Origin of the sequence: Halopseudomonas pelagia CL-AP6, from assembly GCF_000410875.1 — a bacterium.
In the GTDB taxonomy this organism is placed as follows: Bacteria; Pseudomonadota; Gammaproteobacteria; order Pseudomonadales; family Pseudomonadaceae; genus Halopseudomonas; species Halopseudomonas pelagia.
Window position 1 is genome coordinate 463,788 of sequence record NZ_AROI01000009.1, and the last position, 12,276, is coordinate 476,063.

Here is a 12,276-nt window from a genome sequence, read left to right on the forward strand (position 1 = left end):
AGGTTGGTTTTTTTTGGCACTATTGCTGGCCTTACCCATACGTCGCCAGGGGAGTCCCCCACCGGACTGAGAATCGCCTGCTGTTTTCAGCGGGCGTAAACCCTGGAACCTGATCCGGATAATACCGGCGGAGGAAGCGCGACATGCTTTACCTGACTCTGGCCGTGCTGGCGGCTGCGCTGTTGCTGTTTGCCTGGCTTGGGCTGCGTGAACGCCAGTCGGCTACTGGCCTGGACGATTATTGCACGGCACGTAACAGTCAAGGTGCTCAGGCGCTTGGGCTGTCTTTTCTGGCCTCGGGCATGGGTGGCTGGATCCTCTTTGCGCCGCCAGAAATAGGCGCATTTGCCGGCCCCGTAGCGCTTGTCGGCTACGCGCTAGGGGCTGCCTTGCCGTTCATGGTATTTGCCTGGTGTGGCCCGGCCATACGCCGCCATCTGCCGCAAGGTCGCAGTATCGGTGAGTTTGCCCAGGCCTGTTACGGCGTGGCTGTACGCCGGTGGGTGGCGTTGATATCGCTGCTCTACATGCTCTGCTTTTTAATTGCCGAATTGACCGCAATTGGCGCCATCACCAGCATGCTGTCTGATGTTAATGGCAACATGGTGATCATCGCCGTAGCCCTGACCACCCTGCTATACACCGCCTGGGGCGGGCTCAGAGCCAGCCTGATCACGGATCGGTGGCAGGCATGGCTGTTACTGGTGCTGCTCATTGTGGTGGGCTGGGTGGCGCTGCAGCGGTTGCCGAATCTGGCTACCCATAGCCAGCCAATGCCCTCTATGCCTCTGGGCAGCTCGCTGTCCATCGCCTTGACACTGATCATTGCGGTGACCGCTGCCAACTTGTTCCATCAGGGCTATTGGCAACGTATTTGGGCTGCGCGCGACGGTCAGGCCCTCGGGCGTGGCGCAATGTTCGGCGGGCTGATTACTATTCTGGTGGTAGCGGTGGTTGGCGGTCTGGGAATCATTGCAGCCATGAGTGGAACGAATCTGGGTAGCCCACCCATTCCCTTTTTTGCCCTACTCGCCGACGCCCCCGCGTGGCTGACTATTCCTGCACTGGTACTGGCGATGACGCTGGTGGCGTCGTCTGTAGATACGCTGCAGAACGCGCTTGCCTCCCTGGCAGTCACCGAAAGCAGCAGTCTTTCTTTGTCAGCCGCACGCTGGATAACCTGCCTGTTGATGATCCCGGTCATCTTCGTAGCCTTGCAAGGCATTTCGGTGCTGCGTCTGTTTCTAATTGCCGACCTGCTCTGCGCTACAGCGATTGTGCCGGTCTTGTTGGGTTTGTGGTCGCGCATGGGTACCGGCGCCGCCATCGGCGGCTCTTTGGCAGGTATCTTCGGCGCGATACTGCCCGGTTGGTGGGCTACCGGGAGTTTGTCCGGTGGCGTCCTAGCTGCGTCGTTCCCTGGCAGCATTCCGACTCTGGCCCCGTTTGCCGGTGCACTGCTAGCGTCCACCCTGGTCTGTCTGTTGATTGCCGCGGTCAGGCCTCGGCGCTATTGAGCTTTAAACTATTGACCCGCGTGATTCTGCTGCTCAGCCTGTGTGTTTCACCTGGATCGAGCACGCGGGCGTCCGGGCCAGCGTTTGCGGACTCAAGACAGAGCATGGTCTGGTAGCCATCAGCCGGAAAGTGGCCCAACGTGCGTGACTTTTCAATCCAGGGATTCCACACCACCAACGACTCGCTACCCTCCCGACGGAGTATCAGCGCTGCCTCGGTGCCGTCCAGCAGGCTGACTTTGCCTGGGTGGTTGAAATAGATTCGGTCTGTTTCCATAGTGAAGCGCAGCGGGCCGTGCTGTCGCTGCTGCCGGCCGGTTAGCTGATCAAAATAACTGCAATTTTCCAGCCCTTTAATCACCGTTTCATCAATATTCGACACCGGCAGGTAGCTATGCAACGCCTGGCTCAACGCTTGGGGTCTGGTACCGATATTACGGGTGATTAATGTCACCAGCAGATCGGTGCCCATGACAAACTCCACATCCAGCTGCCACTTTTCGCCTGGCAGGGCCTGCTCGAGCACCAAGGCAGTTAGGCTCATAAAAACACTTACCTGAGCTCCTTCACTGGTTACCGCTGTTAGCTCCCACAGACTGGTGCGTGCTATTCCATGTACTGGCCTGGTGTCTTTGCTGCCAAACCAGGGCCAACATATTGGAATGCCTCCACGCAATGCCTTGCCAGGTAGTTCTGGTTCATCGGGGCTCATCCACAATAACGGCCCCTGCCCCGCTGGTTGGCAGTGGGTAATATGCGCGCCCTCCAGGGCAATTCGGGCGCTGACGGCAGGGTGTTCAATTTGCAGAAATGCGCGGCCATGCTGGTTTCTGATCAGGCAAATGCCTTCCGGTAGCAGCACCGGGCTAGCTAATAAGGAATGTTCCTTTTGCACGTTCTTGCGCTCCGGTTAGTCATGGCTTCGGTAGCCAAGACGGCTGCCTGACTGGTATTCACAATAAGATAGCAGACACGCGATCCAGCAGGCTGCCGGATAGGGTTCAGACTTTAAGGGGGGCGCGAGGCGATATTCATCAATGGCAGGCTTGGCATGCGTTTAGCGACGTGGAGGCCACGCTGGCCCCCAGTCTGGTCGCGACGGCTAGGACCTGTCAGTTGCTTTCAATACGAAAACCGACCTTCAAGACCACTTGGTAATGCGCAACTTTGCCCTCTACCACATGGCCACGAGTCTCTTGCACTTCAAACCATTCAACGTTCTTGACGGTTTTTGCGCACTCGGCAATAGCGTTATTGATCGCATCTTCGATCCCGACGGTAGACGATCCAACCAATTCAACCTTCTTGTACACATGCTGATCCGACATGTCGTGCTCCTTTTTATGAACGTTATTCATAAGGCACAAGATGGCCTGCTAAGTTCCACCGCCATCTGGGCGTTGCAATATCTCGATACAAGCCTATAATCGTGAACGCAAATCAGTATCATTACATTCTTCTACGGTAATCAGGAGTTCAACTACATGGTCGTTCACTTCCCTCTCAAGGCGTTGACCCTTGCGCTATCCGCTGCTTTATTTCTGACTGCTTGCGATAACAGTGACGAGGTGCAAACCCAAGCGCCTGCAGAACAGGCTGCTGGCGAGGCCGTGGTTGAAGCCGTAGAAAATGACAACGAAAGTCAGGCTAGCGCTGCAGCCAGCGTGGACAGCGCGGCGGTCGCTAAGCATTATGCCGATCTTGCGCATGCTACTTATAAGGATGCGGCGACAACAGCCCAAGCGCTGAATGAGGCTGTCGATGCGCTGATTAGCGAGCCCACCGAAGCCAATCTGGCAGCCGCCAAACAGGCTTGGTTGGATGCGCGTGTTGCGTACCAGCAGTCTGAGGTGTTTCGCTTCGGCAATGCGGTAGTTGATGATTGGGAAGGTCAACTTAACGCCTGGCCTCTGGATGAAGGCATGATCGATTACGTGGCTGCCGACGATTACCAGCACGAAATGGGTAACGAAGGCGCCACCGCGAATATTATTGCCAATACCAGTATCAATATCGGTGGCGAGACCTTGGATGTGTCTGATCTGACCCCGGAGCTGCTGGCCGACTTGAATGAAATAGGTGGTTCGGAGGCCAACGTAGCGACCGGTTATCACGCCATCGAATTCCTGCTATGGGGCCAGGATTTGAACGGCTACGCTGCGGGCAGCGGTGAACGCCCAGTTACTGATTATGCAAGCAATGACGCGTGCACTAATGGACATTGTGATCGACGCGCCGAATATCTGGATGCGGTGACGGACCTGCTGGTCACTGATCTGCAATGGATGACCGAGCAGTGGGCGGAAGATCAGTCCGGTAACTCTGCTGGTAACTACCGTGCCGAACTACTGGCCATGCCCAGCGAGGACGTCATGCAAAAAATGCTATTCGGTATGGGCTCGTTGTCGTTGGGTGAGTTGGCAGGCGAGCGCATGAAGGTTGCGCTGGAAGCCAACTCCTACGAAGACGAGCATGACTGCTTCAGTGACAACACGCATAACTCGCACTTTTATAACGCCAAGGGCATTCAGAATGTTTACCTCGGTGAATATCAGCCCACCGGTGGCAACGTGATGACTGGCCCTTCCCTCTCGGCCTTGGTTGCCCAGAGCAATCCCGAACTGGATCAGCAACTACGCGCCGAGCTGGAAAGCACTATGGCTGCGGTACAAGCGATGAAGGATGCCGCTGAAGCTGAGGACAATCCGATGGCTTTCGATATGATGATCGCGCCGGACAACCAGCAAGGACACGAGATCATCAATGCAGCAATCAACGCGCTGGTTATCCAGACGGGCTCCATCGAGAAAGTAGCTGGCGAGTTAGGCCTCGCGTCACTGGAACCTGATGATGCTGGCCATGCGTTCTAAGCGGTAAACACAGGACTACCAGCAACCGATGGTTACTGGTAACTAATACGCTGAAAGCCCGCCCGCCAGGTCGGGCTTTCGTTGGTTTCACCCGTGACATAAACAGGCGTTCATGAAGCCATTCACTTGCCCCGGCGCTATTTGCTTGTTGCTGGCAATACAGCTATTGCTGACTGCTTGCGATTCATCGGTCGAATACCCATTGCAAACTACGCCCGATACGGGAGGCGAAGGCACGGTTGAACAGGCCGACCACAACGCCTACTCCCTGCCCCAATCGAATTTGCCCATGACCAGCCGCCTGGATTTTAGCGTAGGCAATAGTTTTTTCCGCAATCCCTGGGTAATAGCGCCTTCCAGTACTGATGCGCGCGATGGTCTCGGCCCGCTGTTCAATACCAACTCCTGCCAAGGCTGCCATATCAAGGATGGCCGCGGCCATCCACCTGCCCGCGGTGAAACGGCCGTGTCACTGTTCTTGCGCTTGTCGGTACCTGCCGACGCCAAAGCGGATGCATTGATTCTCAAGCAACATGGCTTCCTGCCGGCCCCTGTCTATGGCAGCCAATTGCAAACCGCCGCTATTCCCGGCATGCAGCCTGAGGCAGATCTGATTATCGAATGGGCTGAACGTGAAAAAATGCTAGCTGATGGCACTAGCGTCAGCTTACGCGAGCCCACCTACCGTATCGAAAACCCAGCCTACGGACCTCTGCCCGCGAACTTGTTGGTGTCACCCCGGGTCGCGCCGCCCATGATTGGTCTTGGCCTGCTTGAGGCGATCCCCGAGGCAGACATTCTTGCTGCTGTTGATCCGGATGACAGCAACGCAGACGGGATATCCGGACGCGCAAACTATGTCTGGAACAGAGCAACAGAAACCACCGTGCTGGGCCGCTTTGGCTGGAAAGCCGCGGAGCCTAATGTCATGCAGCAAAGCATGGGGGCCTTCGCTGGCGATATGGGCCTGACGTCCACATTGGTCCCGCACACCGACTGCACCGCAGTGCAGGACTGCGGGCGCTTTGCCCACGGTGGTGAGCCGGAAGTCAGCGATACGGTGGCCAACTTTGTTGCGTTCTATGCCCGCAGTCTTGCGGTTCCGGCGCGCCGGGACCTGGATAACGCAGACGTAACCCGGGGGGCGCAGCTGTTCAATCAGAGCGGCTGCGCTGGATGCCATACGCCACGCCATGTGACCGGCGAGGTGGCCGGCCGCGCGGATCTGAGCAACCAGACCATCTGGCCCTACACTGATCTGCTACTGCACAACATGGGCCCCGAACTGGCCGATGGCCGGCCCGAATTCCTGGCCGACGGCAATGAATGGCGTACTCCGCCACTCTGGGGTATCGGGCTGGCACAACAGATCAATCCTCGGGCGGGATTTCTACACGATGGTCGGGCTGAGACGCTGGAGCAAGCCATTCTCTGGCACGGCGGTGAAGCTGAGCAAGCTGTCGAGCATTATCGGCAGCTGTCCAACGAGCAACGCGGGGCATTGATTCTTTTCCTGGAATCCCTATGAGCGGAGAGTATTGATGCCTTTTTTAAATCGGTATAGGTGGCGTGCGCTGTTGCAGTCCGGCGGACTGCTCTTGCTGTTGTGCGCCAATGCAGCCCAGGCAGACTCGCCGCGCGAGCAATGGCATGCGCAGCTGACCCAGGGTTATGACGCGTTGGCGCAGACCAGCAGCGCGCTGCACCAACAGGTTGTACAGCACTGCACTGCCGACAATGCGGACAAAGGGCCGGCGTTAAAGGCATTGCGGAACGACTGGCTGACCGCGTTTCTGGCCTGGCAAAGGATCCGGTTTATCGACTTTGGACCGATCGAACAGAACAGCATGGCCTGGCAGTTTCAATTCTGGCCTGACAGCAAAAACTTGATTGCTCGCCAGGTCGATGGCCTGCTGAAGGATACGGGTTCACTGTCGGCTCAAACGCTCGCTACTGCTAGCGTCGCCGTGAAGGGTTTTCCGGCGATGGAATATCTGCTCTTTGATGAGAACGCCACCAGCGCTGCCCCGCGGGTGTGCGACCTGCTGGTGGCCATCAGCGGCCAGATCAGCGCCAATGCAACCGCTGTGGCCAGCCAATGGGCTGCTTTCAAACCGCATTACCTCACCGAGGCTAGTTACGACTTCACTACGATCAGTGCAGCAATGCACGCTCTGGATATTCTGCGTAACGCACGGCTGGGTGCGCCGATGGGATTGCAGGGCAAGAAGCGTCGTAATCCCTACTTGGCTGATGCATGGCGAAGCGAACAATCGCTGACCACCCTCAAGGCATCGTTGCAGGGATTGCAGAGCGATTTTCTTCCTGGCTTTGCAACACTGATGCATGCGGCCGGTCAGGATCAGTTACTGACTCAGTTCGAGCACGCGCTGGCCGCGAGCCTGGATAGACTGGAGCAGTTGCCTGCTGGCATGTCAGAGTCGCTGAACAACGATTCGGGTTACAGGAGTCTGCAGTTGTTATTCGTCGATATTGATCGTCTCGCCAGCCTGCTCGAAGGCCCGATTGCCAGCGAGCTTGGGATCGTTAAGGGCTTCAATTCCAGCGACGGTGACTGATGGACAGGCGTCACTTCATCAAGCTTAGTCTCGCTGGCCTGGTATTAACTAGCCCGCTGGTGGGCTGTGCTGTCTTGCCAGCAGGAAATCAGCCTCAGCGTTTTCTCAGCGCTGTCGACACGGTAGATGGTCGGCACTTCATTATGCTGGCCGATAATCAAGGACGCATTCTCGCTAGCGTGCCAGTAGCCGAGCGCTGCCATGGCGGCTGCATCCGGCCGGGCTCCACTCAGGTGGCGGTGTTCGCAAGACGTCCCGGCCGTGCGTTGTACATCCTGGATAGCCAGGATGGCACCCTGCAACATCAACTGAGCTCCGGCGAGCAACACCACTTTTACGGCCATGGCGTGTTCAGTCAGGATGGGCAGTACCTGTATGCCACCGCCAATCATTTCAGTGATGGACAGGGGCATATTCGGGTTTATGACGCCCAGCAGCAATATCGCTGGATTGCGGACTTTTCGGTGGGCGGTATGGATCCGCACGAACTGCGACTGCACCCTGACGGCACAACGCTGGTGATCGCCATGGGCGGCATCCTCACCCACCCTGATTATGATCGAATCAAGCTGAATCTGGACAGCATGCGCCCTGCTCTGGTGCTAATGAATAGCCAGACGGGGGCGTTAGAGCAGAAGCACGAACCGTCGCACCATCAACTGAGCTGCCACCACCTGGCAATCAGCTCTGACGGCATCGTAATAGCGGGTTATCAGTTTGAAGGGCCTGCCTGGGAGCATCCGCCATTGATTGCACGGCTGGACACGACGTCAGGACGGTTCAGCGAAATTGAGTTGCCGCTAGATCGTCAGGCTGCGATGAGAAATTACGTAGCCAGTGTGGCTATCAGCCCTGGTGGGTCGCTGGCAGCCATCACCGCGCCGCGTGGAAACCGTGTAGTGATAGTCGATTATGTGCAGGGGCGCTATGTGCAAGATATAGAACTGCCTGATGCCGCAGGTGTACTGGCGGCTGACCAGGGCGGATTTTTGGTCACCTCCGGTGTCGGTGGCATCTATCATATTGATGAGCGCACATTGGCTGTTACTCATCTCAGTGCAGAGAAACTGCGTTGGGATAACCACCTAACGGCGCTCAGCTGCTGATTAGGCTTCAGCGGCTGGCAACCATCTTGTCAATGCACTGCTTCGCCTCATCCGGCAACCGCACAAAATGCAGACCGGTCCAATGTTGGCCGCCAGCAATGCTTTCACGTTGCCACAAGCTTTCGGCGTCAACGAAAAATTCTGTCATGCCATTCAGGATCATCGGTAGGCTTACCTGCAGCGCATAACGTCTGAACAGCTCCATAGGCTGTTCACTCAATAACATCAGACCCTCAGCATGCAGGTCCACTACCCGGCCCAGATGCTGGCCACTATCCAGATCATAGACTTCAAGGCTGGTAGTTATTTTGTGCCGTTCCAGCCGCCGCTTTTCATACATAGTTGGCTCATTAACTGAAGGATGCATCCCTAACGTCTTATGACATGTCCGTCCTGACAGTCTGCTGAAAATACATGTTGGTTTACAGCCATTACTGACGCGGTTACAGGATCACTGTTACTGCTTCAATCGATAGTATCGTTTTAATATCACCGGTAGCCGGACCATTATCTACCTTTGCTGCCATTACCGCTATGGCACGCGGTCCTGCCGCAAGGTAATCTGGCTGCTTTGTAATCAGGAGCATTGATATGACGCTGAAACCACGGACCTTAGCTCTCTGCGCTACCCTACTGGGCACATTATTCGCCGGCCAGAGCTTTGCCCACGAGTATGATATTGCCGACCTGCATATCATCCATCCCTGGGCTCGCGCCCTCCCCCCCGTGGCGCCGACCGGCGCGGCTTACATGATAATTGAAAATCGCGGCGAACGGGCTGACACACTGACAGATGTGCGCACCCCTGTTGCAGGTCATGCGGAAATCCATGAGCACATTCACCAAGATGGTCTGATGAAAATGCAGCAGGTCGAAAACCTGATTTTGCCTGCGGGTGAGAGTGTTAGCTTCAAGCCTGGCGGCTATCACATCATGCTATTCAATCTGAAGCAGCCCTTGACAGCTGGCGAACGCTTTCCGCTGACGCTTTACTTCCAGCAGGCTGGACAGGTAGATGTGGAAATAGCCATTGAAGAAGATGCGCCCGCGGTGGAAAAGAGCGGGCACCATCATTAATCGCGGTCAGGCGGCTCCCGGTCCAGAAGATGGAATCGGGGCAACCCGAGATGCCAGCGAATGGCGGCAAGACGAATGACCAGCACCGTTAACACCGCGACAGTGACGTCCAGATTGGGCGTCGTGTTCAATTGATGCAAAACGATATAGACCAGTGATCCCGCAATACAGGCTGTGGCGTAGATTTCTTTGTGAAAAATCAGCGGAATCTCATTACAGATGACATCCCGCATCACGCCACCGGCCACGCCCGTCATCATCCCCATAATCACCGCTGCACTGATTGGCACTTCATGTTGCATGGCAACCTGAGTGCCAATGACGGTAAAAATCGCCAGACCAAAAGCGTCGGCCACCAGTAGACCTGTTTCATGAATCGGCCGAGTAAAACGAACCCAGACGATGGTCGCTATCGCAGCCAGTACCGCGACCAGAATATAGATATCATTTCTGATCCAACTGACCGGATGGTGACCTAGAATCGTGTCACGCAGCGTACCGCCGCCCAATGAGGTGATGATGGCAATGACCAGGACACCAAACAGATCCATGGATTTACGACCCGCCACCAACGCACCAGAAATGGCGAAGACCGCCACACCAAACAGATCAAAAGCATAAAACCAGGTCATGCCGTCCCTCTCCGAGCTGCTGCGGAATCAGTCGGTCCGCGTTGGGGTACGCATGGTAACAAACTCTTCAGCGGCAGTGGGATGAATGCCTAGGGTTGCGTCGAACATGGCCTTGATCGCTCCGGCCTTTAGCGCGACGGCCAACCCCTGGATGATTTCGCCGGCATCCGGGCCAATCATGTGCACGCCGAGCACTCGGTCGCTGACCTTGTCGACAATCATTTTCATCAAGCTTTCTTCGCCCCGCCCTGCGAGGGTATTGCGCATGGGTCTGAAACGACTTTCGTAGACCTTCAAGCCATAACCCGCTTCCCGAGCCTGTTCTTCGGTTAGCCCCAGTGTAGCGATATTCGGAATACAGAAAACGGCTGTAGCTATGTCGCGGTAATCCACGGGTACATAGTCATCTGGCCGGAATAACCGGCGGGCCAACGCCATACCTTCAGCCAGCGCAACCGGCGTCAACTGCAGCGTATCGGTGACGTCGCCAATGGCGTAGATACTGGGATCCTGGGTTTCGTAGTCGCCATTAACCGCTACAAAGCCTTTGTCATCCAGCGTCACAGCCGTGTTCTCCAACCCAAGCCCCCTGAGGTTGGGCTTGCGGCCAGTAGCGTAGAGCACCAGATCGGTTTCCAGCGCAGTACCGTCCGTCAGGTTTACCTGCAAGCTGCCGTCCGCCTGGCGTTGGATATCCTTGACGTTGGCATTGAAGCGCAGGTCAATGCCCTTCTGCTTGATGGTCGCCGCCATATGCTCGCGCAGGCTGCTATCAAACCCGCGCAGGAACATCTCGCCGCGATAGAGCAAGCTCACCTCACGTTGCATGCCATGGAAAATACTGGCGAACTCAATCGCAATATACCCACCGCCCACCACTAACGTTCGCTTGGGTAAGCTCTCGAGGTGAAAAACCTCATTTGAGCTGATCACGTGCTCGTTGCCGGGGAAATCGGGGATATGTGGCCAGCCACCGGTCGCAATCAGAATACGTTCAGCCGTGACCTGCTTGTCGCCGACCTGAAGTGTATGAGAATCAATAAATTGCGCGCGCGCATCGATGATGGTGACATCCGATGCTTTGAGCATATTGCGGTAGATGCCGTTGAGACGCTCGATTTCCTGGTTCTTGTTGCGTACCAGCGTAGGCCAATCAAAAACAGCTTCGGGCAGCTTCCAGCCGAAGCCCTTGGCGTCCTCGAAGTCCTCTGAGTAGTGTGCAGAATAGGCAAATAGCTTTTTCGGTACACAGCCCACATTCACGCAGGTGCCACCCAGATAAAGATCCTCAGCCACACCTACGCGGGCCCCGAAGCCCGCTGCCATACGGCTGGCCCGTACGCCCCCTGATCCGGCGCCAATAACAAAAAGATCAAAATCGTACTGACTCATCGTATGTATGCCTTACGCGAATATTAGCCTTAAGCATACCGCATCGCCGCCCTGGATTGGGGCCTGGCAAGTTGCTGAATATGCCAGTGTTGATTTAGATGGTCTTGTCGCCCGGATCCTTGCCCTCGGTGGAGGCATGCTCAATTACCGCGTTGAGCTCGGCGCCGAACAGCAGTACAGACGCTGAAATGTAGAAGTACAGAAGCAGAATGATGACCGCGCCGATGCTGCCATAGAACAGCTGAAAGTTGCCGAAGTTGCGCACATACAGACCGAAGCCCAACGAGGCCGCCACCCAGACGATCACGGCAAGCACCGATCCGGGTGTTATGAAGCGGAACGTCTGCTCCACGTTAGGCGTTACGTAGTAAATCATCGCCACCACAAACATCAGCAGCAGTACCACTACCGGCCAGCGCAACCAGTCCCAGGAAAGGTCTGCCAGCCCACTCATACCTACGGTGTTTGCCAGCCATTGTAATGTTGTTGGCCCTAGCAGCATGAGACCTGCAGCCGCAATCAACATCAGTGCGATACCCAGCGTATACAGGATGGACAGCGGGAACAGCTTCCATGCAGGTCGCGACTCGCGGACATCGTAGGCATTGTTCATGGCATTCATCAGTGAGCGCATGCCGGTAGCCGACACCCAAATGGCCAGCACGATACTGACCGAGAGAACGCTGTTGTCGTCCTCCTGCAACTGATCAATGATCGGATTGATCATCTCAACAACCATGGGCGGCAGAGCCAGCGCCGCCTGTTGACGCAGCCAACCGAAGAATTCGGGCATGTTGAAAAAGGTCAGCGTGGCTGTGAGAAACAGCAGGAACGGGAATAGTGACAACAGCGCACGAAACGCCAGCGCTGCGGCGTAGGTAGACATGTCGTCTTCGTCAAACTCTTTGACGGTTCGTTTTGCAATCGTTAACGGCTTTACACCACGCAACCCCAGATACTTCATACCTCATCCTTTTTGACGGATCAGTCGCTTTTGAGCGATGCGCTACATGCTGAGTTCAACGGACAGCCCAGCACTCGTTATCAAAAGGTTACGTTAACAGGAGCTCAGATGCGAGATAGAGCAGGTTTTGCGCTGCGCG

12 protein-coding genes and 1 riboswitch are annotated in these 12,276 nt (G+C 56.1%); of the genes, 6 read left to right on the plus strand and 6 right to left on the minus strand.

Going from position 1 to position 12,276, the window contains the following annotated elements; genetic code table 11:
- Positions 1-37 precede the first annotated feature (37 nt).
- Positions 38-154: riboswitch (TPP riboswitch) on the plus strand.
- Positions 144-1,517 carry an SLC5/6 family protein gene (locus K787_RS0109680; protein WP_022962604.1) on the plus strand — a complete coding sequence of 458 codons (1,374 nt, stop codon included), beginning with the start codon at positions 144-146 and terminating at the stop codon, positions 1,515-1,517. (Overlaps the previous riboswitch by 11 nt.)
- Here K787_RS0109680 and K787_RS22715 read toward each other — a convergent pair.
- Positions 1,498-2,412 carry a D-hexose-6-phosphate mutarotase gene (locus K787_RS22715; RefSeq protein ID WP_084672000.1) on the minus strand — a complete coding sequence of 305 codons (915 nt, stop codon included), beginning with the start codon at positions 2,410-2,412 and terminating at the stop codon, positions 1,498-1,500. The genes K787_RS0109680 and K787_RS22715 overlap by 20 nt on opposite strands.
- A 217-nt stretch (positions 2,413-2,629) precedes the next feature.
- Positions 2,630-2,845 carry a dodecin gene (locus K787_RS0109690; protein WP_022962606.1) on the minus strand — a complete coding sequence of 72 codons (216 nt, stop codon included), beginning with the start codon at positions 2,843-2,845 and terminating at the stop codon, positions 2,630-2,632.
- Between the two features lie 156 nt (positions 2,846-3,001).
- Between K787_RS0109690 and K787_RS0109695 the strand changes: the two genes are divergently transcribed.
- The 4 genes from K787_RS0109695 to K787_RS0109710 all read left to right on the plus strand — a co-directional run bounded on the left by K787_RS0109695 (position 3,002) and on the right by K787_RS0109710 (position 8,072).
- A complete protein-coding gene (locus K787_RS0109695; RefSeq protein ID WP_022962607.1) occupies positions 3,002-4,387 on the plus strand; it encodes an imelysin family protein in 1,386 nt (461 codons plus the stop codon).
- Between the two features lie 112 nt (positions 4,388-4,499).
- On the plus strand, positions 4,500-5,915 hold the full coding sequence (locus K787_RS0109700) for a di-heme oxidoreductase family protein (protein ID WP_022962608.1): 1,416 nt from the start codon (positions 4,500-4,502) through the stop codon (positions 5,913-5,915).
- A 13-nt stretch (positions 5,916-5,928) separates the two neighbouring features.
- Positions 5,929-6,966, plus strand: a complete 1,038-nt coding sequence (locus K787_RS0109705; RefSeq protein WP_022962609.1) for an imelysin family protein — start codon at positions 5,929-5,931, stop codon at positions 6,964-6,966.
- A complete protein-coding gene (locus K787_RS0109710; protein ID WP_022962610.1) occupies positions 6,966-8,072 on the plus strand; it encodes a DUF1513 domain-containing protein in 1,107 nt (368 codons plus the stop codon). Before K787_RS0109705 ends, K787_RS0109710 begins: the two co-directional genes overlap by 1 nt.
- Positions 8,073-8,079: 7 nt before the next feature.
- Here K787_RS0109710 and K787_RS0109715 read toward each other — a convergent pair whose 3' ends face one another.
- Positions 8,080-8,412 carry a PilZ domain-containing protein gene (locus K787_RS0109715; protein WP_022962611.1) on the minus strand — a complete coding sequence of 111 codons (333 nt, stop codon included), beginning with the start codon at positions 8,410-8,412 and terminating at the stop codon, positions 8,080-8,082.
- Between the two features lie 251 nt (positions 8,413-8,663).
- Between K787_RS0109715 and K787_RS0109720 the strand changes: the two genes are divergently transcribed.
- A complete protein-coding gene (locus K787_RS0109720; RefSeq protein ID WP_022962612.1) occupies positions 8,664-9,149 on the plus strand; it encodes a copper chaperone PCu(A)C in 486 nt (161 codons plus the stop codon).
- Here K787_RS0109720 and K787_RS0109725 read toward each other — a convergent pair.
- From K787_RS0109725 to K787_RS0109735, 3 genes are all read right to left on the minus strand, one after another.
- Positions 9,146-9,781, minus strand: coding sequence for a trimeric intracellular cation channel family protein (locus tag K787_RS0109725; RefSeq protein WP_022962613.1), 636 nt, complete (start codon positions 9,779-9,781; stop codon positions 9,146-9,148). The genes K787_RS0109720 and K787_RS0109725 overlap by 4 nt on opposite strands.
- Before the next feature lie 27 nt (positions 9,782-9,808).
- Entirely contained in the window at positions 9,809-11,173 is a 1,365-nt protein-coding gene (gorA, locus tag K787_RS0109730; RefSeq protein WP_022962614.1) for a glutathione-disulfide reductase, read from the minus strand.
- Positions 11,174-11,267: 94 nt separating this feature from the next.
- Positions 11,268-12,137 carry a YihY/virulence factor BrkB family protein gene (locus tag K787_RS0109735; protein WP_022962615.1) on the minus strand — a complete coding sequence of 290 codons (870 nt, stop codon included), beginning with the start codon at positions 12,135-12,137 and terminating at the stop codon, positions 11,268-11,270.
- Between the last annotated feature and the right edge of the window lie 139 nt (positions 12,138-12,276).

Coding starts and splice junctions, on each gene's coding strand:
- K787_RS0109690 (WP_022962606.1), bottom strand. CDS start 2,845: ATGTCGGATCAGCATGTGTACAAGAAGGTTGAATTGGTTGGATCGTCT.
- K787_RS0109720 (WP_022962612.1), top strand. CDS start 8,664: ATGACGCTGAAACCACGGACCTTAGCTCTCTGCGCTACCCTACTGGGC.
- K787_RS0109710 (WP_022962610.1), top strand. CDS start 6,966: ATGGACAGGCGTCACTTCATCAAGCTTAGTCTCGCTGGCCTGGTATTA.
- K787_RS0109725 (WP_022962613.1), bottom strand. CDS start 9,781: ATGACCTGGTTTTATGCTTTTGATCTGTTTGGTGTGGCGGTCTTCGCC.
- K787_RS0109680 (WP_022962604.1), top strand. CDS start 144: ATGCTTTACCTGACTCTGGCCGTGCTGGCGGCTGCGCTGTTGCTGTTT.
- K787_RS0109700 (WP_022962608.1), top strand. CDS start 4,500: ATGAAGCCATTCACTTGCCCCGGCGCTATTTGCTTGTTGCTGGCAATA.
- K787_RS0109705 (WP_022962609.1), top strand. CDS start 5,929: ATGCCTTTTTTAAATCGGTATAGGTGGCGTGCGCTGTTGCAGTCCGGC.
- K787_RS0109715 (WP_022962611.1), bottom strand. CDS start 8,412: ATGTATGAAAAGCGGCGGCTGGAACGGCACAAAATAACTACCAGCCTT.
- gorA (WP_022962614.1), bottom strand. CDS start 11,173: ATGAGTCAGTACGATTTTGATCTTTTTGTTATTGGCGCCGGATCAGGG.
- K787_RS0109735 (WP_022962615.1), bottom strand. CDS start 12,137: ATGAAGTATCTGGGGTTGCGTGGTGTAAAGCCGTTAACGATTGCAAAA.
- K787_RS0109695 (WP_022962607.1), top strand. CDS start 3,002: ATGGTCGTTCACTTCCCTCTCAAGGCGTTGACCCTTGCGCTATCCGCT.